A 21,704-nucleotide genomic window follows, 5' to 3' on the forward strand; every position below is an offset into this window, starting at 1 on the left:
TCATCAGGGCCGCTCTGGAACCCTGTAAACACGCCTGCGTTTTCCGCCACGTCTTTACAGAGCCTTTTGGGTGGCGGCTTCTATAGTTAGTGTGCCGCCCACTCGATCTTGGAAATATCGACACCGTCTTTGTACATGTCCCACAGAGGCGACAAGGTACGCAGCTTGGTGACGGCCTCGCAGACTTTCTGCGCGGCGTAGTCGACTTCTTCTTCGGTGGTGAAACGGCCGAACGTAAAGCGGATCGAGCTGTGAGCCAGTTCGTCGTTGCGGCCAAGGGCGCGCAATACGTAGGACGGCTCAAGGGAAGCCGAGGTGCAGGCCGAACCGGACGAAACCGCCAGGTCCTTGAGCGCCATGATCAGCGACTCGCCTTCGACGTAGTTGAAGCTCAAATTCAGGTTGTGCGGTACACGGGCGGTCATGCTGCCGTTGATGTACAGCTCTTCAAGGTGCTCGACCTGCTTGTAGAAGCGATCGCTCAGGGCCTTGATGCGCACGTTTTCGGCAGCCATGTCTTCCTTGGCCACGCGGAACGCTTCGCCGATGCCGACGATCTGGTGGGTCGCCAGGGTGCCCGAACGCATGCCGCGCTCGTGACCGCCGCCGTGCATGGTGGCTTCGATACGCACGCGAGGCTTGCGGCTCACGTAGAGCGCGCCGATGCCTTTAGGGCCGTAGGTCTTGTGGGCAGAGAACGACATCAGGTCGACTTTAAGTGCAGACAGGTCGATATCGACCTTGCCGGTGGACTGAGCAGCGTCGACGTGCAGCAACACGCCCTTGGAGCGGGTCAGCTCGCCGATGGCGGCGATGTCGTTGATGGTGCCGATTTCGTTGTTCACGTGGATCACGGAAACCAGGATGGTGTCTTCACGCATCGCCGCTTCGATCATCGCCGGGGTCACGATACCGTCGGTGGTTGGCTCGAGGTAGGTGATCTCAAAACCTTCACGTTCCAGTTGGCGCATGGTGTCGAGGACAGCCTTGTGCTCAATCTTGGTGGTGATCAGGTGTTTGCCCTTGGTCGCGTAGAAATGCGCCGCACCCTTGATAGCCAGGTTGTCGGACTCGGTGGCACCGGAGGTCCAGACGATTTCACGCGGGTCGGCATTCACCAGGTCAGCGACCTGGCGACGAGCGTTTTCCACGGCTTCTTCAGCTTTCCAGCCGAAAACGTGGGAACGGGACGCCGGGTTGCCGAAGTTTCCGTCAACCAGCAGGCATTCGCTCATCTTTTGCGCGACACGCGGATCAACCGGGGTGGTCGCTGAGTAATCAAGGTAAATCGGCAATTTCATGGACTTTCTCCTAAATCAGGCTGGCTGGCGTGCCGTTAGCTCTTCGGCTGTCACTCGACGGCGGACGCTTCAATCTTGTCCAGACGCGGCGCCTTGGTGTTGCAACGGCGCTGGTCCTGACGCTGGGCTACTTCTTGCACCTCACGGCGAGTCACAAGATCAGCCAAGCTGATACCACTCAAAAACTCATGGATCTGCAGGCTCAGGTCACACCACAAGTGGTGCGTAAGGCAGGTGTCGCCGGCATGGCAATCACCCAGGCCCTGGCATTTGGTGGCATCGACGGATTCGTTGACCGCGTCGATCACCTGAGCGACCTGGATGCCCTGCATATCGCGGGACAGTTGATAGCCGCCGCCTGGACCACGAACGCTGGAAACCAGATTGCTGCGGCGCAATTTGGCGAACAGTTGCTCGAGGTAGGACAGGGAAATGCCTTGGCGCTCGGAGATATCGGCCAGGGACACCGGCCCATTTTGCGCGTGCAAGGCCAGGTCAAGCATGGCGGTTACCGCGTATCGGCCTTTTGTAGTCAGTCTCATGGACAAGTACCAAGGTGTTTCAGAATGGGAGCAAGTATGCGATTCCCGAGTATTTAAGTCAACTATAAGACCTAGTACTTTAGTCAGGAATAGCCGCAAAAAGGGCGCGCGAATAATAGCAGGGCGGGGGCGGATGGAACAGCGGGAACAGGGTCAAGCCCCCAACCTCAAGACCAATGGAGATCAAATGTGGGAGCTGGCTTGCCTGCGATAGCGGTTTGCCAGCCAGCCTTTCCGGCACTGACTCGCCGCCATCGCAGGCAAGCCAGCTCCCACAGGGATCGCGACCGGCTCAAGAGTCAGCCAGCCTTGTTAGCGCTTTCGTCCTTGATCTCGGCGAAGTCTTCCTTGCGCAGCTCAGGCAAATCCTTGGCGCAGTAGTTGCTGCCCAGGTCCTTCAAGGCACCGCACATGCCGTCCAGCTTGCCGTCCACGGCTTGCAGGTGGTCGAGCAACTGCCCGATGGCACGCGCCACCGGGTCGGGCATGTCTTCGCTGACACCATACGCATCGAAACCAATCTTCTCGGCCATGGCCTTGCGCTTGGCTTCCTGCTCATCACCGACTTCAGGCTTGACGATGATCCGCCCGGGAATGCCGACCACGGTCGCACCAGGCGGCACTGCCTTGGTCACCACGGCGTTGGAACCGACCTTGGCGCCGGCGCCCACCGTAAACGGACCGAGCACCTTGGCACCCGCCCCCACCACAACGCCGTCTTCCAGCGTCGGGTGGCGCTTGCCCTTGTTCCAGGTCGTGCCGCCCAGCGTCACGCCCTGATACAAGGTCACGTCATCACCAATCTCGGCGGTCTCGCCAATGACGATGCCCATGCCGTGGTCGATAAAGAAGCGACGACCAACCTTGGCGCCCGGATGGATCTCGATCCCGGTCAGCCAGCGACCGAAGTTCGACACCAGCCGCGCCAGCCACTTCCAGCCCATGTTCCACAAGGCGCCGGACAGGCGGTGGATCCAGATGGCGTGCATGCCCGGGTAGCAGGTCAGCACTTCAAAGGCGTTGCGCGCCGCCGGGTCACGGTGGAAAACACTCTGGATATCTTCTCGCAAACGCTCGAACATTTTTAATCCTTCCGCTTAAGAAGCTCGCCACGGGCCGCTTTCTGGGTTTCCGTGAGGATGCCACGCAATATATTCATTTCTGCCCGGCTGACCGAGCTGCGTCCGTACAACCGGCGCAGGCGCGCCATCAAGTGGCGTGGTTTTTCCGGATCGAGGAATTCGATGGCCACCAGGGTTTGCTCCAGGTGCTCATAAAATCGCTCCAGCTCGTCCATGGTGGCCAGTTCGCCACTCTTGGTCGATGCGACCTCGTCCTTCTCTACCTTGCTTGGCTGACCTTCTGCGGCCAGCCAGGCCATGCGCACTTCATAACTCAACACCTGCACCGCGGCCCCAAGGTTCAGCGAACTGAAGTCAGGGTCTGATGGAATGTGCACGTGATAATGACATCGCTGCAGCTCTTCATTGGTCAGGCCGGAGTCTTCACGGCCAAATACCAAGGCGATTTCGGCGCCACCGGCGGCCTCCTCCACGACTTTGGTCCCACATTCGCGGGGATCCAACAGCGGCCAGGGGATACGGCGGTCGCGGGCGCTGGTGCCGAGCACCAGGTTGCAGCCGACCAGGGCGTCTTCCAGGGTGGCGACGACCTGGGCTTTTTCGAGGATGTCATTGGCACCAGACGCGCGGGCATCGGCCTCGTGGTGCGGGAACACACGCGGCTCGACCAGCACCAGGCGCGTCAGCCCCATGTTTTTCATGGCTCGCGCCACCCCGCCGATATTGCCGGGATGACTGGTATTGACGAGGACGACACGGATGTTTTGCAGCAAGGGAGGCGCTCTCGGACACGGGAAAGGGGAGCAAATCTTACAGAACAGCCTAAGGTTATGCCATGAAAGGTAACGTCGTCCTTCACCTGAAGAAAGTTTCTGCTAGAATGCTCGGCTTTCTTTAACAACCTTAGGTGACACATCCATGCAGCCCATGCTGAATATCGCGCTGCGCGCCGCCCGCAGCGCCAGTGAATTGATCTTCCGCTCCATCGAGCGCCTGGATACCATCAAGGTCGACGAAAAAGACGCCAAGGATTACGTATCCGAGGTGGATCGCGCCGCCGAGCAGAAAATCATCGACGCGCTGCGCAAGGCCTACCCTACCCACGGCATCCTCGGTGAAGAAACCGGCCTGCACAAAGGTAGCGGCGAGGGCGAAGACTACCTGTGGATCATCGACCCACTGGATGGCACGACCAACTTCCTGCGCGGCATCCCGCACTTTGCCGTGAGCATTGCCTGCAAATACCGTGGCCGCCTGGAACACGCTGTTGTCCTGGACCCGGTTCGCCAGGAAGAATTCACCGCCAGCCGTGGCCGTGGCGCCCAGCTGAACGGTCGCCGCCTGCGTGTCAGCGGTCGCACCAGCCTGGACGGCGCCCTGCTGGGTACTGGCTTCCCGTTCCGTGACGACCAGATGGACAACCTGGAAAACTACCTGGGCATGTTCCGCGCCCTGGTTGGCCAGACCGCCGGCATCCGTCGCGCCGGCGCCGCCAGCCTGGACCTGGCGTATGTCGCTGCCGGTCGTTTTGACGCCTTCTGGGAGTCGGGCCTGTCCGAGTGGGACATGGCTGCAGGCGCACTGCTGATTCAAGAAGCAGGCGGCCTGGTGAGCGACTTCACCGGCGGCCACGACTTCCTGGAGAAGGGCCACGTCGTTGCCGGCAACACCAAATGCTTCAAGGCAGTACTGACGGCGATCCAGCCGCACCTGCCGGCCTCGCTGAAGCGATAAGCGAGCGGGCACAAAAAAGCACCCCTCGGGGTGCTTTTTTTATGCCTGGGATTACTGCTGCGGCTGGTTCTGACCGATAACCAGACGCCCTTCCTTGTCGACCGGAATCTGGTTGCCTGGATCACGATCCATGCGCACCGAGCCTTCCTTGCCATCCAGGGTGTAACGCACGTCGTACCCGACAACCTTGTCGCTGATGTCGTTAACGGTGTTACAACGGGTTTGCGTAGTGGTGTAGGTGTCGCGGTTCTGCATGCCTTCCTGAACCTTGTTACCGGCATAACCGCCACCCACCGCACCGGCCACCGTGGCCAGCTTCTTGCCATTACCGCCGCCGACCTGATTACCCAACAGGCCGCCCGCCAGCGCACCGACCACCGTACCGACGATCTGGTGCTGGTCCTGCACAGGCTTCTGCCGGGTTACGGCAACGTCCTTGCAGACTTCACGCGGGGTTTTAATCTGGGTTTTCACCGGCTGTACCGCCAGCACTTGCGCATACTCAGGGCCGCTTTTTACCAGGCTGTAGGTGGCAACAGCACCCCCGGCAGTCACACCGACAGCACCCAATACCGCACCAACCAGCAACGACTTGTTCACGTGAACCTCCTGACCATCACAAACGGATCGAAAGATCCGCGCTATACCCAGCCTTGGAGCCAAAAAAAAGGCGCGAGTTCAATACTCGCGCCTTCTTTGTAACAGCGGGTTAACAATCGCCGATCAAGGGCGGTCGTCAACCTCCTTGCCGGTGCTGGCAGGAGGGATCAAGTCTTCGCTGTTGAGGTTCAGCCAGATCAGTACCACGTTGGCGATATAGATCGACGAGTAGGTACCCGCCAGTACGCCGATGAACAGCGACAGCGAGAAGCCCCACAGGTTGTCACCACCGAACACCATCAGTGCGGCAATCGCCAGCAAGGTGGAGATCGAGGTCGCCATGGTGCGCAGCAGGGTCTGGGTAGTGGAGATATTGATGTTCTCGATCAACGTCGCCTTGCGCAGCACCCGGAAGTTCTCACGAACCCGGTCGAATACCACGATGGTGTCGTTAAGGGAGTAACCAATGATCGCCAACACCGCCGCAAGCACGGTCAGGTCGAAGGTGATCTGGAAGTAGGCCAGGATACCCACGGTCACGATCACGTCGTGGATCAGCGACACAATGGCGCCGACACCGAACTTCCACTGAAAGCGGAAAGCCAGGTAGATCATGATGCCGACCAGCGCCATCAGCATGCCGAGGCCGCCCTGGTCGCGCAGCTCTTCACCCACTTGCGGGCCCACGAACTCGACGCGCTTGACCGACGCCGGGTTGTCGCCGCCCACCTTCTGCAAGGCCTCGGCTACCTGGTGGCCCAATTGCGGGTCTTCGCCAGGCATACGCACAAGCAGGTCGGTGGTTGCACCGAAGCTCTGCACGATGGCTTCGTGATAGCCGGCCTTGACCAGCTCGCTGCGCACCAGGCTGACATCGGCCGGCTTCTCGTAGGTCAGCTCGATGAGCGTACCGCCGGTGAAGTCCAGGCCGTAGTTAAGGCCCTTATGGAACCAGCTGAACAACGCCAGAACGGTAAGCACCATGGTGAAGCCGAACGCAACGTTGCGAACGCCCATGAAGTTGATTGTACGTAACATGGCAGCCCCTTAAATCCACAACTTCTTGAAGTCACGCCCGCCAAAGATCAGGTTGACCATTGCGCGGGTCACCATGATGGCCGTGAACATCGAGGTAAAGATACCGAGGGACATGGTTACCGCAAAACCCTTGACCGGGCCGGTGCCCATGGCAAAGAGAATCCCGCCGACCAACAGAGTGGTCAGGTTGGAGTCGAGAATCGCGGTAAATGCCCGGCCGAAGCCTTCGTTGATTGCCCGTTGCACGGTCATGCCCGCAGCGATTTCTTCACGAATCCGCGAGAAGATCAGTACGTTGGCGTCTACCGCCATACCCATGGTGAGTACGATACCGGCGATACCTGGCAGGGTCAGCGTTGCACCCAGCAGCGACATCAGGGCCAGCAGCATCACCATGTTGCCCGCCAGTGCGACGGTAGCGATGATGCCGAAGAAGCGGTAGATGGCGATGATGAACAGGGAAACGAACAGCATGCCCCACAGTGCAGCGTCGATACCCTTGGTGATGTTGTCAGCACCCAGGCTCGGGCCGATGGTACGTTCTTCAGCGAAGTACATCGGGGCCGCCAGGCCACCGGCACGCAGCAGCAGCGCCAGTTCGGACGACTCACCCTGGCCGTTCAGGCCAGTGATGCGGAATTGAGCACCCAGCGGCGACTGGATGGTCGCCAGGCTGATGATCTTCTTCTCTTCCTTAAAGGTTTGTACCGGCACGTCTTTCTCGACGCCGTCGACCAGTTGCTTGGTGTAGGTGGTGACAGGACGCTGCTCGATGAAGATCACCGCCATGCTGCGACCGACGTTGCTGCGGGTTGCGCGGCTCATCAGTTCGCCACCGTGGCCATCCAGACGGATGTTCACTTCAGGGCTACCGTGCTGCGAGTCGAAACCAGCCTTCGCGTCAGTCACCTGGTCACCGGTGATGATCAAGCCACGCTCGATCAATGCAGGTGGACGACCACCTTCACGGAACTCGAACTCCTCGGCAGTGGCACGGGTAGCACCCGGTTCAGCGGCCAGACGGAACTCCAGGTTGGCAGTTTTACCCAGGATACGCTTGGCTTCAGCGGTGTCCTGCACGCCCGGCAGCTCAACCACGATGCGGTTGGCACCCTGGCGCTGCACGATCGGCTCGGCCACACCCAGTTCGTTGACGCGGTTACGTACCGTGGTCAAGTTCTGCTTGATGGAATATTCACGGATTTCCGCCAGCTTGGCCGGGGTCATCGCCAGACGCAGTACCGCCTGACCATTGAGGTCGGCCGGAACAATGTCGAAATCGTTGAAGTTCTTGCGGATCAGTGCACGGGCCTGTTCGCGGGTTGCTTCGTCAGCAAAACCCAGCTGGATGGCGCCGTTGAGCTGCGGCAGGCTGCGATAACGCAGTTTTTCTTTACGCAGCAGGCTCTTCACATCGCCTTCGTAGACTTTCAGGCGAGCGTCGAGGGCTTTGTCCATGTCCACTTCAAGCAGGAAGTGCACACCACCAGACAAGTCCAGACCCAGCTTCATCGGGTGTGCGCCAATCGCGCGCAGCCATTTTGGCGTGGTCTGTGCCAGGTTCAGCGCGACGACGTAGTCATCACCCATGACCTTGCGCACAACGTCTTTGGCCGGCAATTGGTCTTCTTGCTTGGTCAGGCGCAACAAGCCGCCCTTCGCATCAGCCGCCAACGTTGCCGCCTTAACCTGGATACCCGCGTCGGTGAGCGCTTTGCTCGCACGGTCCAGGTCAGCCTGATTGACCTGCAGCGCAGTGCTGGCGCCAGTGATCTGGATTGCCGGGTCATCAGGATAGAGATTGGGAGCGGAATAAATAAAACCGATCGCCAGCACCGCCAGGATCAGTACGTATTTCCACAGAGGGTATTTGTTCAGCATCACGCCGCCCGCTTATAACGCGGGGCGCCTTGCGCGCCCCGTCGATTGGTAAAGGTTGGAACTTAGATCGCTTTGAGCGTGCCTTTTGGCAGCGTGGCGGCGATGGCGCCCTTCTGGAACTTCATTTCTACGGTGTCGGAGACTTCCAGAATCACGAAGGCGTCGGACACTTTAGTGATCTTGCCGGCGATGCCGCCAGTGGTCACGACTTCGTCGCCTTTCTGCAAGCTGCCCAGCAGGTTCTTCTGCTCTTTGGCGCGCTTGGCCTGTGGACGCCAGATCATCAGGTAGAAGATGACCAGGAAGCCGACCAGGAAAATCCACTCAAAACCACCGCCCAACGGGCCGGCAGCGGCCGGTGCAGCGGCATCAGCCATGGCATTAGAGATAAAAAAGCTCATTTAGCACTCCAGTTGCAAATAGTGAATCTTAGGGTCGGAAAACTCAGTCCAAGGGCGGCACAGGCAGCCCGCGCTTGGCATAGAAGGCATCGACGAAGGCGGCCAATGTACCCTGTTGAATAGCCTCGCGCAAACCAGCCATCAGGACTTGGTAGTGACGCAAATTGTGGATGGTATTCAACATGCTACCCAGCATTTCCCCACACTTGTCCAGATGGTGCAGATAAGCGCGCGAGAAGTTCTGGCATGTGTAGCAGTCACAGGTAGGATCCAGCGGCGATTCATCATGGCGATGGAACGCGTTACGGATCTTCAGCACGCCTGTATCGATGAACAGATGCCCATTGCGGGCATTACGGGTTGGCATCACGCAATCGAACATGTCCACACCGCGGCGCACACCCTCTACGAGATCTTCCGGTTTGCCAACGCCCATAAGGTAACGAGGTTTGTCAGCCGGCATCAGGCCCGGCAGGTAGTCCAGCACCTTGATCATCTCGTGCTTGGGCTCGCCCACCGACAGCCCGCCGATGGCCAGGCCGTCAAAGCCGATCTTGTCCAGGCCTTCGAGCGAGCGCTTGCGCAAGCTTTCATGCATGCCGCCCTGCACGATACCGAACAGTGCAGCGGTGTTATCGCCATGGGCATTCTTCGAACGCTGGGCCCAACGCAACGACAGCTCCATCGAGACCCGCGCCACCTCTTCATCGGCCGGGTACGGCGTGCACTCGTCAAAAATCATCACGATGTCGGAGCCCAGGTCACGCTGCACCTGCATCGATTCTTCCGGGCCCATGAACACCTTGGCACCGTCGACCGGCGAGGCGAATGTCACGCCCTCCTCCTTGATCTTGCGCATGGCGCCCAGGCTGAACACCTGGAAACCACCGGAGTCGGTCAGGATCGGGCCTTTCCACTGCATGAAGTCATGCAGGTCGCCGTGTTTCTTGATCACTTCGGTGCCCGGGCGCAGCCACAGGTGGAAGGTGTTGCCCAGGATGATCTCGGCGCCGGTGGCGACGATATCCCGTGGCAGCATGCCTTTTACGGTGCCGTAGGTACCGACCGGCATGAAGGCCGGGGTTTCAACGGTGCCACGCGGGAACGTCAGGCGACCACGACGGGCCTTGCCATCGGTGGCCAATAATTCAAACGACATACGACTCATAAGTTTTCCTCTGGGCCGCGTGGCGCCGGATTGCGGGTGATAAACATCGCATCACCGTAGCTGAAAAAACGGTATCCATGCTCAATGGCTGCCTGATAGGCGGCCATGGCTTCGGGATAACCTGCGAACGCCGACACCAGCATCAACAGCGTGGATTCCGGCAAATGGAAATTGGTCACCAGGGCATCGACCACGTGAAACGGCCGACCCGGGTAGATAAAGATATCGGTGTCGCCACTGAACGGCTTGAGCACGCCATCGCGTGCCGCACTCTCCAGCGAACGCACGCTGGTGGTACCGACCGCCACCACACGCCCGCCGCGCGCCTTGCACGCAGTGACCGCATCCACCACTGCCTGGCTGACTTCCAGCCATTCGCTGTGCATGTGATGGTCTTCGATGTTATCCACACGCACCGGCTGAAACGTGCCGGCCCCCACGTGCAGGGTCACAAAAGCCGACTCGATGCCCTTGGCGGCAATCGCCTCCAGCAGCGGCTGATCGAAATGCAGCCCCGCCGTTGGTGCAGCCACCGCGCCCAGGCGCTCGGAGTACACCGTCTGATAACGCTCGCGGTCCGAGTCTTCGTCAGGGCGGTCTATATAAGGTGGCAACGGCATATGGCCGACGCGCTCCAGAAGTGGCAACACTTCTTCGGCAAAGCCCAGTTCGAACAACGCATCGTGACGGGCCAGCATTTCAGCCTCACCACCGCCATCGATAAGGATCTTCGAACCCGGTTTCGGCGACTTGCTGGAGCGCACATGGGCCAGCACGCGATGGCTGTCCAGCACCCGTTCCACCAGAATCTCCAGCTTGCCGCCGGACGCTTTCTGGCCAAACAGCCGTGCCGGAATCACCCGGGTATTGTTGAACACCATCAAATCGCCTGGGCGCAAATGCTCAAGCAAATCAGTGAATTGACGGTGTGCGAGGGCACCGCTGACCCCGTCCAGGGTCAGCAGTCGACTGGCGCGACGCTCGGCCAAAGGGTGGCGAGCGATCAGCGAATCAGGGAGCTCAAAAGTAAAGTCAGCAACGCGCATGATGGGGTTCGTCTAGCAGGGCCGGGAAGTCTAGCGGAAATAGTGAAAATTGACCATGAAACGTGATTGACCAACGGTAATCTCATCTCTATACTTCGCCGCCATTGAGCCCTGATGGCGGAATTGGTAGACGCGGCGGATTCAAAATCCGTTTTCGAAAGGAGTGGGAGTTCGAGTCTCCCTCGGGGCACCATCTTAAAAAAAGACCTTGAAATTCAAGGTCTTTTTTTTCGCCTGCAGGAAAGTGATGATGGGCAGGCGAACGCGGGCGAAGAGGAAGCTTGACCATGGAACTGACGCTGGAAGCTGTGGCGCTTTTTGCGCTCAAGCTGGTGCATGAGACTGAAGGCGCGAGCCCGATCCTGCGGGACGACCTGGTCATGGACGGCTATGAGCGCGAAGTGTTTGGCTTGCTGGTGCGCCAGGGCGATATCAACGCCATCCAGCAAAAAATCGACGAGTGCCTGGTAGTGGCGCTCCAATCCCTGGGCGGTGCAAACACCGTGATGGGCCGCGAACTGCAACGGCTTGCGGTGGATGTGCGTCAAGCGACGACCCTGGAAGAGCTCAACGCCCCACTCAACGCACTCAAGGATTACCTGAAAGCCATCCTGTAACGCGTGAGTTACCGCCGCCCTTCTACCGCCATGCGCACGGCCAAGCCCATCAGCACCGAGCCCATCACCCAGCGCTGTACCGTTTGCCAAAGGGGTTTGCGGATAAAAAATCCCGCAATCGAGCCCGCCATGAGCGCGATCAACGCGTTGATGCTCACGCTGATCATGATCTGCGTAAAGCCCAGCACCAGGGATTGCGAGAGCACACTGGCGTGCCCGTTAGGGTCGATGAACTGAGGCAGCAACGACAGATACATCACTGCCACTTTGGGATTCAGCAGGTTGGTGACAAAGCCCATCATGAACAGCTTGCGCGGGCTGTCCTTGGGCAAGTCCCGCACCTGGAACGGCGACCGGCCACCGGGTTTGACCGCCTGCCAGGCCAGGTACACCAGATACAACGCCCCGCCGAGTCGCAGCGCGTCGTAGGCATAGGGAACCGCCATCACCAACGCCGTTATGCCCGCTGCCGCGCAGAACATATAGACGACAAAACCCAACGCAACGCCGCCCAGGGAAATCAGCCCGGCCATTCGCCCCTGGCAGATCGACCGCGAAATGAGGTAAATCATGTTCGGACCGGGCGTCAGCACCATGCCGAGCGAGATCAGGCCGTAGGCAAACAGGCTGGAGAGTTCGGGCATGGTGTGGTTCCTTGACGAGGTAAAACTTTGTAATGGCCGGCGGGTTGTTGGCGCCATGGTAGGGCGATAAAAAGGAGCCCGTTAGATACAGATCTGCGAGCAAAACGTCATACACCGACGCGGGCGTTTACCGCACCGCTCACCCAAGGAAAGGCACATGATCGACTTCAACAACAAAGGCTTCTTCAAGCTCAAGCAAAACAACGAATACGCCGAGCGCGTATCGTCGCTGCTGCTGGATGATGAACAGGTGATCGATTCCTACAAGGCCATGCGTGATGGGGTGGTGTTCACCACCAAGCGCATCATCGCGGTGAACGTGCAAGGGATTACCGGCAGCAAGAAAGACTTCACGTCCCTGCCGTACAAAAACATCGTCGCGTATTCGGTGGAAACGTCCGGGACGTTTGATCTGGATTCGGAACTGGAAATTTACTTTTCGGCGGTGGGGAAAGTGAAGTTTGAGTTCACGGGGAAGACGTCGATTGTTGAGATATCGAAGCTCATCTCCAAACACGTCCTCTGACCTGCCGAGGCCATCAAATGCCTAACAAAAGACCTCGAAGAACGAGGTCTTTTTTTCGCATACAGGTAAATATTCCCGGATGGACCCAATCAAATGTGGGAGCTGGCTTGCCTGCGATGGCGTGCTCCCACACCCCGCAAAACCACTTACTTACTCAACAGCCCCATTCGGCAACATCCCATTCGCCAAATCATCCACCACCGCTTTTGCCATCTCCCCCAAATAATGCGACGCCCACGCATAGCGATCGGCGCCCTTCTCCATGGCTGCATCCAACGCCAACATCTTTGAACAGTGGAGCAAGACAGACGCGTGCTCCAAGGCATCGCGAATCGGCACACCGGAGTTGACGCGAAAAAGATGGTGGAAATCCGGCGAAGCGCCGCAGGTGGAAAAGGTGATGACACCGAGGGTTTTGTTGAGAGGCGGGTTGATCATTGGCCACCCCCGGTACGACGCGACGTGGTGCTTGCAGAACCGCAGATGTACAAACAGACAAAAACGCTCATTGGCTTTGCTCCCATTTTTAAGAAGAGCTGCCTCATTCGTTTCCAGGCAAATGGGTGGCAGCTGTACGCAGGCTGGAAACCGGGGGTAATAGGCAAACCCGGCAGACCCGAAGGTCTCCCACGCACAGCCGCCATAGCACGGGTATGCTGGCATATGCCAAGAAGCATCTGACCGGCAGATGCAGTCCATCTGACACTATCTCTACAACATCACCTCATAAGGCCCAAGAAACTTAGTAGTCTGCACCAACCCCTGCCGCATCAACATCTCCAGGTAATTGCCCGCATCCATCGGCGGCCCCTTCAGCGATCGCCGCTGTTCGTCAGTAAATGAGGACAGTGGACGAATTTACTTACTCGTCGTACTCCGGGGCACGGAGGCCATGATTGGGAATATCGTAAATTTGCTGCTCGCAACGTGCAGCGCGATTGTCGCTGTTGATCTGATGACTTTTCCCACACTTCCTATCGAACAACGAGAATTTCAGGTTCTTCTCCGCTCTCATAGGCTCACTTCCTTGCACAGGGAAGTGAGTCGTCATGACAGAGCGCGCGTATCCAATTACCGAAGAAGAGCAGCTGAAGCGACGAATTCTGACGCCGCAACCTAAGCAGATTCCGTATTCACCGTTCATTGATTTGTATGAAGCGCCTCCCGTCACCATGGCTGAACCCACGAAAGTTCCAGGCCATGTATTCGCCAAGTCCTGCCAACTGCCCGACGGGATCATCAGCTACAACAACCCCACCGGCTATGTGCCGCTTGAGCTGATTAAAGACTACGGCCACTTCACGCTCTTAGGCGGGCGGGAGGTCGACAGCCAAGGCGGCGTGTCCCTCAGGAAGATCAGTGGCAGTGCCCTGCCCGCTGGGCTTGGCCAGCTTGTATTGCGCACAGCGGTATTGGAATCCGCGGCTGCGGCAGTCGGCGCCGCAGCCGGGAGTTTGCTTGCAGGGCTGGTGGCGTTGGCCTGGCCGTCGGAGCTTGGCGACAGTGCGCTCTATAGCGAAGAGCAGCTTCGTAACCTGCAAAAAGCCCGCTCGCGGATGCGGTTGCATATCGAGCAACGCGCCGACGGGACGCTGAAGGGGTATGGGTTTTACACCGGTAAAAATGCCGACTGGCAGATGATCGATGTGGTGCAGTTTCAGAGTCGTCACAGTCAGTTCGTGGCAGATCTTGGCGAGGGTGTAGAACTGATTTGGACGCCGGCCATTGATCCTGGCGACACCCTTGGCATTCCGGCATTGGAGGCTGCACCGCAAGCGCCGGTGATGTGGATTTATCCGCCGACGGAGGCTGCCGAGCAGATTTTGGTTAACCCGATTTATCCGCCGGAGTATCGGGATTTTATTCTGGTGTTCCCGGTGGAGTCGGGGGTTCGGCCGCTGTATGTGGTGGTTAACGAGCCACGAAAGGGGCTTAAAAACCCGTACCATGATTATTTCCCGGCCCCCAACGCTGCAGACATAACAGGCTTTCCAGGTCTGATAGACCAAAGACCCGTGACACCGAGGAAAGGCGGTAGCGGCTTACGCGAGCGCTGGATAGATGCCAAAGGGAGGAAAATATTTGAGTGGGATTCCAAGAAAGGCGAATTAGAAGTCTACCGGAACAGTGACCTTGTCCACCTCGGCGCCTTCGATCCATACACCGGCGAACGTCGAGGTCGAGCAAAACCCGAACGCCGCATATATAGATAGAGTGGAAAACACATCATGGTTATGAAAGTCAGATTGCGTTGGTACGACAAGCAAAGCAATTACGTGAAGGCAGATGAATACTCGGCAGATATTGATGACGCGGAAAGCTTTTTTGAAACACTAGGGTTGAGTCAAGAAACGGCGATATATGCGGACGTGTTCAACGTTCGCCCAAGCTGGATAGCGACTATCCAACCGCATTTCCAGCACGTAATTGAACCCGTGAACTTCGATTACCAAATCTCTTTCAGCTACCAAGGCACATGGCCGCCCCAGCCTCCAAGGAACGATAAAGGAACCCAATGAAAAAGCCCCCGCTCTACCGCTCAGTCAACACCCGGACGCACAACGTTCGTCACGGAAGTTGCCGCACCTATAGGCAACAACGCCATAGCAAAGGCGAAAAGAATTCCACACAAAGCCGTGGCTCGATGCACAGCCATCACCGGCACGGCTTCGATTACACGCCTCTATTCAGGTTTCTACTGTCAAAGGTCGGTCACCCATGGGATGCGATTTTCAGCGAAGCCAATGCCCGCCTGGACAGCCCGGATCCTGTGTTCTGGATGGTGGCCCTGCATGAAAGCGAAAAAAGCGAGTACGTACGAACGGACGACTCTACCTATTACAGCGGCTTGTACGTCGACGAGACTGGCCTGCTGCAAAAGGTCAACCCGCAACTGACACCCGCATTCATGAAGCCGTTTTGCAACTGCTGCACCCACACCTTCAACGGTGTGGTATTCCCACCGATCCCACCCCACCGTCGCTAAAACTCAACCGCGCACACAACCCACCCACCTCCCGGTTATACAACTCCAACCGCCCCCCAATCTTCCCCACGATCATCTGCACAATCGCCAACCCCAACCCCGCCCCATTCGCGTTCCCGCGGCTATAAAACCGCTCGAACAACCGCCCGATCTCCCCTTCATCAATCCCCGGCCCCGCATCCTCCACACACAGCTGCACCACTCCCGCTTCCGTTCCCCGCACCAACACCCGCACCTCACTCCCCGCCGGCGAGAAGTTCAGCGCATTGGTCACCAGATTTTGCAGCGCAATCGCCAACGCCACCGGGTCCGTTTCTATCCAGCATTCCTCATCCCCTTCCAGCACTAACTCAACGCCTTTCTCCATCGCCAGGGGCGTCAGTTCCGCAAGCTCTTCGCGCACCAACTCCGTCAGCGCCACGCGCACGCGAACGGTGTTGTTCAACTGCGGCTCGATGCGCGCCATGGTCAGCAGTTGGCTGCCAATGCGCGTCGCCCGGTCCACGGCATTGACCAGAAAATCCAGCGCCTCTCGTCGTTCGTCCTCAGTCCCGGCGCTCTGGGCGTTCTGTGCATGAATGCGCAATATCGCCAACGGCGTGCGCAACTCATGCGCCGCATCCGCAATAAACCGTCGCTCGCGCTCCAGCAGGTCGTCCACCTGCACCAGCAGGCGGTTCAGCGCGGTGTGCATCGGTTCCAGGTCCGTGGGCAATGGCTCAAGCTGCAGCGGTCGCAAGGTCTCGCTGTCCCGCCCGCGTATGGCCTGGGCCATGGCGCGCAAGGGTTTGAGGCCCCAGCCAATGGTCAGCCAGATCAACAGCGCCAGCAGGGGCACGCCAATCAGGATCGGCCAGAGGGTGTGGCGGATGATGCGCTGGATCACGTCCTGGCGAATGTCATCGCGTTCGCCCACCCAGATCAGCAGGCCTTGTTGCATGTCGGCAAGCATGAACGCGCACCAGTCGTTGCCGTTTTCCATCAGGTCGTGGGGCCCGAGTGCGGTGGGCGGTGATTTGAGGATTGGTGCGTCGGTGGAGCGCACCAGCAGTTGGCCGTCGGTGCGCCATACCTGGAAGGTCAGGCGGGTTTCGTAAGGATGCGCGACGCCGTCCTCGCCGACGCGGCTCATGGCTTGGTCGAAGGCTTGGTAGAGGCGGTCCCAGTCGGCATCGCCGGGGTCGCGCTGGCGCAGTACGCCTTGCAGCAGACGGGCGCTTTGGGCGAGTTGGGCGTCGTAGACTTGTTCGATTTCGTGGTGGCTGTCTCGCAGCACAAGCCAGCTGATCAGGCCATCCCCCAGCAGGATCAGCACCAACACCGGGATGAGGATGCGTGCGCGGACCGAGTTCATGGCTTGAGTTCCACCACGTAGCCCACGCCGCGCACGGTGCGGATCAGTTCGGTGGAGAGTTTTTTGCGCAGGTTGTGGATAAGTACTTCGAGGGTGTTGCTTTCGACGCGGTCCTGCCAGCCATAAAGCGCGCGCGACAGGCGTTCACGGGTGACGACTTTGCCGGGGCGCACCATCAGTTGATGGAGCAGTTGGTATTCCATCGGCGTAACCACAATGTCCTGGCCCTGATAGCTGACCTGTTGGGTCGCCGGGTCCAGGCTCACGCCCGCGTGCTCCAGCAATGGTTGCGCCCGGCCCTGGCTGCGGCGCAACAGGGCGCGTACGCGGGCCTTGAACTCTTCGACGTCGAAGGGTTTGACCAGGTAATCATCGGCGCCGGCATCCAGGCCGGCGATGCGCTCGGCGGTGCCGTCGCGGGCGGTGAGGATCAGCACCGGCAGGTCGTATTGCTCGGCACGCAGGGTTTGCAAAAGCGTCAGGCCGTCAAGGCGCGGCAGGCCGAGGTCAAGCAGCAGCAGGTCGAAGCTTTCGCTGCGCAACGCGTGCAAGGCGCTGACACCATCCTGCAACCAGTCCAAGGTGTAGCCTTCGGCGCCCAAGGCCACGCGAATCCCTTGGCCGAGGGCACGATCATCTTCGACTAGGAGCAAGCGCATAGCGGACTCTCTGTGGGAAACATCGGCATCATGACGGGTTCTTGTAAACGCCATTTCGGGAAAGATGTTACGGGCCGTTGCCAACTAAGCTTTCGCTAAGGTTGGTTTTGCACAGTGAAACTTCCTATGCCTGTTGAGAGAGTTTCTGTGCGCAACACGCCTTTTTTCGACAAATTTTCGATACGCGCGCTTTTAACGATCTGCAGCCTGCTACTGGTGTTTACTACTGCCTGGACCAGTCATCCACCCCATGTGTTGGCGCCATTTGCGCAATCGGTTCAGGACACGTCAAACGCCACGGCCGCCCCGCAATACAGCAGCCGCTTCGTCTCCTCGCAGCTCAATGACTTTGTGCATTCATCCTCTGTAACCGCCCTGCCCGGCGGCGACCTGATGGCCGTGTGGTTTGCCGGTTCGCGCGAAGGCGCCGCCGATGTGCAGGTGCGTACCGCGCGCTTTGACGCCAAAAGCGCCGAGTGGGGCCCGGAGCAAGTACTCGCCACCCGCGAAAGCACCCGTGACGGTACCCACCGTTACATCCGCAAGCTGGGCAACCCGGTCATCGCACTGGGCCCGGACAATCGCCTGTGGATGTTTTACGTCTCGGTGTCGGTAGGCGGCTGGGCCACCAGCGCGATCAATGTGATGGTCTCGGACGACCTGGGAACGAACTGGTCGGCCCCTCGGCAACTGATCACCTCGCCATTCTTCAACATCAGCACACTGGTGCGCGCCGCGCCGGTGTTCCATGCCGACGGTTCCATCGGCCTGCCGGTGTACCACGAGCTCATGGGAAAATTCGCCGAATACCTGTACTTGAGCCCCGACGGTGCGGTGGTCGACAAATTCCGTATCAGCCGTGGGAAGAATTCGCTGCAACCGACCATCGTCCCGCAGGACGGCCAGCGCGCCATCGCCATGCTGCGTTACGCCGGCGAGACCCATCACCGGGTCCTCGCCAGCCGCACCGAAGACGCCGGCCAAACCTGGAGCGAGCCTTACCCGCTGGAGCCATCCAACCCCAACTCCTCGCTGGCCGCCGTCAGCACCGAAGGCGACGGATTATTGGTAGCCCTCAACGACCTGCAGGACGGTCGCTTCAAGCTCAGCCTGTACGGCACCGATGCCAAGCTCAACCAATGGCGCACCGTAGCGGAGCTGGACCAATCCCCCGACCCGTTGGGCCAACCGTTCTCCCCCGAGGCCTACAAGGAAATCATCGGCGAAGGCTTCCGTGAATCGAGCGGGGCCCGGCGCCTGCCGCTGGAGCAACGCTTCCTCAGCAACCTGGATTACCGGGTATGCAAACCCCGTGGCTGCGATTTCGAATACGAGTACCCGTACTTCAGCCGCAGCCCGGACGGCATGTACCACTTGGTGTACTCATGGAATAACACCTTTATCAAACACGTCAGCTTCAACGAAGCCTGGCTGTCGGAGCGCCTGTGATGGTTTCTGTATGGCAAGCGCATTTGAGTTTTGTGCTGTTGGGTTTTGTGCTGTTGAGCCTGTTGCAAGTCACGGCGCGCTGGCGCCCATGGCTGCTGCCGGTGTTGGTGGTGGTGAGCTTTATCCCGGTCAACGAACTGCCGTTGGCGGCCTATGTGCGCAGCTTCACCGATGACTTGGCCATCAGCACCCTGATGCTGTTGGTGTGGGTCAGCCTGTGCCGATTGGGTGTGGTGCAGCCGCTCCAGCGCCCGCAGAAGGTCCAGGTACTGCTGCTGTTTGGCGCCCTGGGCCTGGTGCTGTACCCGGCGACGATGGGGCTGACGTATTTCGACCCCTACCGCTGGGGTTTCAACCCTCGGCCAATGATTGTGCTGATTGGCGCGGCAGCGCTGTTGATGCTCTGGCTGCGTAATACGTTGGCGGTGTGGATGCTCGCGGCGGGCACCCTGGCGTTCGCGCTGCGGTTCAAGGCATCGGAAAACTACTGGGACTATTTGATCGACCCACTGCTGACGGGCTACTGCCTGGTGGCCGGGTTGTGGATGCTGGCGATGGCTGCCTGGCGCCCTCTTTTAAAACAGCACAGAGGTCAATGATGGGATGGTTGCACTCGCGCCGCCTGCGCTACGGCGTGGGCGCGATCGGTTTGGTTTTTGCGTTGCTGGCGGCATTGCGGCTGGTGTTTGTAGTGGGATTTTCCGGGGTCGGTCTCAAGGAACCCGCACTGCTGGAAACCGTGGGCATCGGCCTGCGTTTCGACCTGCGCCTGGCCGTGCTGATCCTGTTGCCCCTGGCCTTGCTCGCCTGGCTGCCGCGCTGGAACCTGCTGACCGTTCCCGCGCTGCGCTGGCTGGCACGGGGTTATCTGCTACTGGCGCTGGCCGCCGTTGGGCTGGTGTACATCATCGATTTTGGCCACTACGCCTACCTCGGTGTGCGCATCAATGCCACGGTGCTGCGTTACCTGGAAGACGCGCAGATTTCCCAACAGATGGTGTGGGAAACCTACCCGGTGCTGTGGATAACCTTGAGTTGGCTTACGGCAGTCAGCCTGTGGACCTACGCTCTGGTTCGCCTCGAACACATCACCCTGGATGGCGAACGCAAACCCATCGGTAAATTGGCCATTGCCTCCGTGGCCACCGTCGGCGTGATCGCCGTCTTGCTCGCGCTGCTTGGCCGCGTCGCCAACCTCAATCTCGAAAACCCGGTGCCGCTGCGCTGGAGCGACGCGTTCTTTTCCGGCAATAACCAGATCGCCGCCGTGGGCCTCAACCCGGTGCTGTTTTTGTATGACACCCTCAAGGTCGGCCAGTCGCAGTTCGACGAGGCGCGGGTGCGCGAGCACTACCCGCAAGTCGCCCATTACCTGGGCGTCAGCCAACCCGATCGCGAGCAATTGAGCTTCGCCCGCGAACAAGCCGTGCAGCCTTACCGACTCAAGGGCGAGCGCCCGCCAAACGTGATTTTCGTCATGCTCGAATCCCTCGGCACCAGCGCCGTAGGTGCCTACGGCAACCCGCTGAACCCCACGCCGAACCTCGACAAACTGGCGAAGGAAAGCTGGTTCTTCAAACACTTCTACGTGCCCGTCACCGGCACCGCCAAAACCGTATGGGCGAGCATCACCGGCGTGCCCGACGTCACCCGCCAGGAGACCGCCACCCGCAACCCGCTGATCACCCGGCAACACACGTTGATCAATGCTTTCGAGGAGTACCAGAAGCTCTACATGATCGGCGGCAATGCGGGCTGGGCGAATATCAACGCGCTGATCCGCCAGAGCATCGACGGCGTGAAGCTGTATGACGAGAGCCACTGGCGCTCGCCACGGGTAGACGTGTGGGGCGTTTCCGACCTGGACCTGTTCAAGGAAGGCGACGAACTGCTGCGCGCCATTCCCAAGGACCAGCCGTTCTTCGCCTACCTGCAAACCTCCGGCAACCACCGCCCGTTCACCATCCCCAAGGACAACGACGGCTTCGTGGTGCATGACCTGACCGTGGAGCAAGTGCAGGCAGCAGGCAGCCGCAGCGTCGAGCAATACAACGCCGTGCGCCTGCTGGACTTCAACATCGGCCGCCTGATGGAAATCGCCAAGGCCGGCGGTTACTACGACAACACCATCTTCGTGTTCTTCGGCGACCACAACACCCGCATCAGCCAGATACCGCACATGGCGCCGGCGTTCGAGCAGCTTGGGCTGGAAAGCAACAACGTGCCGATGATGATCCATGCACCCGGCCTGCAACCCCGGGTGATCGAAGAAGCCGTGGGCCTGGCAGACCTGTTGCCGACCGTGGCCGGCATGGCGGGCATCCCGTTTCGCAATGGCGCGATGGGCCGCGATATACAGCAGCCTGCGCCGGAAGGTGAACGCGTGGTGCCGCTGGTATTGCGCGAGGGCACGTTCCCGCTGATCGGTGGTGTAACCAAAGACTTTTTGCTGCAAATGGAACACGACGGCAGCTCGCCCACCCTGCATGACCTGGCGTCACAAACGCCGAGGGAAGACGTGGCCCTGCAATACCCCGAAGAGTTTCAGCGGTTGCAGGGTTTGACGCGTGGGATGCATGAAAGTGCGCGGTTGATGTTGTTCCGCAACGTGCGCTGAAGCATGTTTGAAAGCGTGCGGGAGAAACGCCGCAGCGCTCTTGAGGAGTCGGTAGGGGC

Annotated in this window: 24 protein-coding genes and 1 tRNA gene; 10 read left to right on the forward strand and 15 right to left on the reverse strand. The window is 59.4% G+C overall.

Annotated features, from left to right (window positions below; translation table 11 throughout):
• Positions 1 to 86 precede the first annotated feature (86 nt).
• From ACZRN6_RS14000 to trmJ, 4 genes are all read right to left on the reverse strand, one after another.
• Positions 87 to 1,301 carry an IscS subfamily cysteine desulfurase gene (locus ACZRN6_RS14000; protein ID WP_322143379.1) on the reverse strand — a complete coding sequence of 405 codons (1,215 nt, stop codon included), beginning with the start codon at positions 1,299 to 1,301 and terminating at the stop codon, positions 87 to 89.
• A gap of 50 nt (positions 1,302 to 1,351) precedes the next feature.
• The gene (gene iscR, locus ACZRN6_RS14005; protein WP_003210305.1) at positions 1,352 to 1,843 is read right to left on the reverse strand and encodes a Fe-S cluster assembly transcriptional regulator IscR; all 492 of its coding nucleotides are present in this window, start codon (positions 1,841 to 1,843) and stop codon (positions 1,352 to 1,354) included.
• A gap of 299 nt (positions 1,844 to 2,142) precedes the next feature.
• Complete coding sequence (gene cysE, locus ACZRN6_RS14010; protein ID WP_464008217.1) at positions 2,143 to 2,925, reverse strand: serine O-acetyltransferase; 783 nt, start codon at positions 2,923 to 2,925, stop codon at positions 2,143 to 2,145.
• Positions 2,926 to 2,927: 2 nt separating this feature from the next.
• Positions 2,928 to 3,698 carry a tRNA (cytosine(32)/uridine(32)-2'-O)-methyltransferase TrmJ gene (gene trmJ, locus ACZRN6_RS14015; protein ID WP_464008218.1) on the reverse strand — a complete coding sequence of 257 codons (771 nt, stop codon included), beginning with the start codon at positions 3,696 to 3,698 and terminating at the stop codon, positions 2,928 to 2,930.
• Between the two features lie 145 nt (positions 3,699 to 3,843).
• On the opposite strand from trmJ, the gene suhB reads away from it, so the two are divergent.
• A complete protein-coding gene (gene suhB / locus ACZRN6_RS14020; RefSeq protein ID WP_003175971.1) occupies positions 3,844 to 4,659 on the forward strand; it encodes a type III secretion system regulator SuhB in 816 nt (271 codons plus the stop codon).
• Positions 4,660 to 4,710: 51 nt separating this feature from the next.
• Here suhB and ACZRN6_RS14025 read toward each other — a convergent pair whose 3' ends face one another.
• The 6 genes from ACZRN6_RS14025 to queA all read right to left on the reverse strand — a co-directional run bounded on the left by ACZRN6_RS14025 (position 4,711) and on the right by queA (position 10,793).
• Positions 4,711 to 5,259: a glycine zipper 2TM domain-containing protein gene (locus ACZRN6_RS14025; protein ID WP_003210309.1), complete on the reverse strand. Its 549-nt coding sequence runs from the start codon at positions 5,257 to 5,259 to the stop codon at positions 4,711 to 4,713.
• A 123-nt stretch (positions 5,260 to 5,382) separates the two neighbouring features.
• Entirely contained in the window at positions 5,383 to 6,297 is a 915-nt protein-coding gene (gene secF / locus ACZRN6_RS14030) for a protein translocase subunit SecF (RefSeq protein WP_322143376.1), read from the reverse strand.
• 9 nt (positions 6,298 to 6,306) lie between these two features.
• Positions 6,307 to 8,178 carry a protein translocase subunit SecD gene (gene secD, locus ACZRN6_RS14035; protein ID WP_322143375.1) on the reverse strand — a complete coding sequence of 624 codons (1,872 nt, stop codon included), beginning with the start codon at positions 8,176 to 8,178 and terminating at the stop codon, positions 6,307 to 6,309.
• A gap of 62 nt (positions 8,179 to 8,240) precedes the next feature.
• Positions 8,241 to 8,579 (reverse strand): preprotein translocase subunit YajC, encoded by a 339-nt coding sequence (gene yajC / locus ACZRN6_RS14040; RefSeq protein WP_322143374.1) that lies wholly within the window; start codon positions 8,577 to 8,579, stop codon positions 8,241 to 8,243.
• 43 nt (positions 8,580 to 8,622) lie between these two features.
• The gene (tgt, locus tag ACZRN6_RS14045; protein WP_322148621.1) at positions 8,623 to 9,738 is read right to left on the reverse strand and encodes a tRNA guanosine(34) transglycosylase Tgt; all 1,116 of its coding nucleotides are present in this window, start codon (positions 9,736 to 9,738) and stop codon (positions 8,623 to 8,625) included.
• Positions 9,739 to 9,743: 5 nt separating this feature from the next.
• On the reverse strand, positions 9,744 to 10,793 hold the full coding sequence (gene queA, locus ACZRN6_RS14050; RefSeq protein ID WP_322143373.1) for a tRNA preQ1(34) S-adenosylmethionine ribosyltransferase-isomerase QueA: 1,050 nt from the start codon (positions 10,791 to 10,793) through the stop codon (positions 9,744 to 9,746).
• Positions 10,794 to 10,901: 108 nt separating this feature from the next.
• Here queA and ACZRN6_RS14055 point away from each other — a divergent pair.
• Positions 10,902 to 10,986 (forward strand) — tRNA-Leu (locus tag ACZRN6_RS14055).
• A gap of 94 nt (positions 10,987 to 11,080) precedes the next feature.
• Positions 11,081 to 11,410 carry a hypothetical protein gene (locus ACZRN6_RS14060; protein ID WP_322143372.1) on the forward strand — a complete coding sequence of 110 codons (330 nt, stop codon included), beginning with the start codon at positions 11,081 to 11,083 and terminating at the stop codon, positions 11,408 to 11,410.
• A gap of 8 nt (positions 11,411 to 11,418) precedes the next feature.
• Here the strand turns inward: ACZRN6_RS14060 and ACZRN6_RS14065 are convergent, their stop codons facing one another.
• A complete protein-coding gene (locus ACZRN6_RS14065; protein WP_464008219.1) occupies positions 11,419 to 12,054 on the reverse strand; it encodes a LysE family translocator in 636 nt (211 codons plus the stop codon).
• A gap of 157 nt (positions 12,055 to 12,211) precedes the next feature.
• Here ACZRN6_RS14065 and ACZRN6_RS14070 point away from each other — a divergent pair, with 157 nt between their 5' ends.
• Positions 12,212 to 12,580: a PH domain-containing protein gene (locus ACZRN6_RS14070; RefSeq protein ID WP_088427021.1), complete on the forward strand. Its 369-nt coding sequence runs from the start codon at positions 12,212 to 12,214 to the stop codon at positions 12,578 to 12,580.
• A 150-nt stretch (positions 12,581 to 12,730) separates the two neighbouring features.
• Here ACZRN6_RS14070 and ACZRN6_RS14075 read toward each other — a convergent pair whose 3' ends face one another.
• Together ACZRN6_RS14075 and ACZRN6_RS14080 are read right to left on the reverse strand one after the other, a co-directional pair.
• Positions 12,731 to 13,018, reverse strand: a complete 288-nt coding sequence (locus tag ACZRN6_RS14075) for a DUF3077 domain-containing protein (RefSeq protein WP_464008220.1) — start codon at positions 13,016 to 13,018, stop codon at positions 12,731 to 12,733.
• A 273-nt stretch (positions 13,019 to 13,291) separates the two neighbouring features.
• Positions 13,292 to 13,438 (reverse strand): hypothetical protein, encoded by a 147-nt coding sequence (locus ACZRN6_RS14080; protein ID WP_464008317.1) that lies wholly within the window; start codon positions 13,436 to 13,438, stop codon positions 13,292 to 13,294.
• A 191-nt stretch (positions 13,439 to 13,629) separates the two neighbouring features.
• Between ACZRN6_RS14080 and ACZRN6_RS14085 the strand changes: the two genes are divergently transcribed.
• Genes ACZRN6_RS14085 through ACZRN6_RS14095 form a run of 3 tightly spaced genes read left to right on the forward strand, consistent with a single transcriptional unit; the run spans position 13,630 to position 15,566 of the window.
• Positions 13,630 to 14,793 carry an S-type pyocin domain-containing protein gene (locus tag ACZRN6_RS14085; protein WP_464008221.1) on the forward strand — a complete coding sequence of 388 codons (1,164 nt, stop codon included), beginning with the start codon at positions 13,630 to 13,632 and terminating at the stop codon, positions 14,791 to 14,793.
• Between the two features lie 15 nt (positions 14,794 to 14,808).
• Positions 14,809 to 15,099 carry a colicin E3-like toxin immunity protein gene (locus tag ACZRN6_RS14090; RefSeq protein WP_464008222.1) on the forward strand — a complete coding sequence of 97 codons (291 nt, stop codon included), beginning with the start codon at positions 14,809 to 14,811 and terminating at the stop codon, positions 15,097 to 15,099.
• Positions 15,096 to 15,566 carry a hypothetical protein gene (locus tag ACZRN6_RS14095; protein WP_464008223.1) on the forward strand — a complete coding sequence of 157 codons (471 nt, stop codon included), beginning with the start codon at positions 15,096 to 15,098 and terminating at the stop codon, positions 15,564 to 15,566. Before ACZRN6_RS14090 ends, ACZRN6_RS14095 begins: the two co-directional genes overlap by 4 nt.
• On the opposite strand, the gene ACZRN6_RS14100 is transcribed toward ACZRN6_RS14095, so the two are convergent.
• The gene (locus ACZRN6_RS14100) at positions 15,523 to 16,920 is read right to left on the reverse strand and encodes an ATP-binding protein (protein WP_464008224.1); all 1,398 of its coding nucleotides are present in this window, start codon (positions 16,918 to 16,920) and stop codon (positions 15,523 to 15,525) included. The two genes, ACZRN6_RS14095 and ACZRN6_RS14100, sit on opposite strands and share 44 nt — an antisense overlap.
• On the reverse strand, positions 16,917 to 17,579 hold the full coding sequence (locus ACZRN6_RS14105) for a response regulator (RefSeq protein ID WP_464008225.1): 663 nt from the start codon (positions 17,577 to 17,579) through the stop codon (positions 16,917 to 16,919). Before ACZRN6_RS14105 ends, ACZRN6_RS14100 begins: the two co-directional genes overlap by 4 nt.
• A 180-nt stretch (positions 17,580 to 17,759) precedes the next feature.
• On the opposite strand from ACZRN6_RS14105, the gene ACZRN6_RS14110 reads away from it, so the two are divergent.
• The 3 genes from ACZRN6_RS14110 to ACZRN6_RS14120 are packed head-to-tail and all read left to right on the forward strand — an operon-like array spanning position 17,760 to position 21,645.
• Positions 17,760 to 19,028 carry a sialidase family protein gene (locus ACZRN6_RS14110; protein WP_322148620.1) on the forward strand — a complete coding sequence of 423 codons (1,269 nt, stop codon included), beginning with the start codon at positions 17,760 to 17,762 and terminating at the stop codon, positions 19,026 to 19,028.
• Positions 19,028 to 19,627 (forward strand): hypothetical protein, encoded by a 600-nt coding sequence (locus ACZRN6_RS14115; protein ID WP_322143365.1) that lies wholly within the window; start codon positions 19,028 to 19,030, stop codon positions 19,625 to 19,627. The genes ACZRN6_RS14110 and ACZRN6_RS14115 overlap by 1 nt, the downstream gene beginning before the upstream one ends.
• On the forward strand, positions 19,627 to 21,645 hold the full coding sequence (locus tag ACZRN6_RS14120) for an LTA synthase family protein (protein WP_464008226.1): 2,019 nt from the start codon (positions 19,627 to 19,629) through the stop codon (positions 21,643 to 21,645). The genes ACZRN6_RS14115 and ACZRN6_RS14120 overlap by 1 nt, the downstream gene beginning before the upstream one ends.
• The last annotated feature ends 59 nt before the right edge of the window (positions 21,646 to 21,704 follow it).

It is taken from the genome of Pseudomonas sp. A125 (assembly GCF_055409485.1).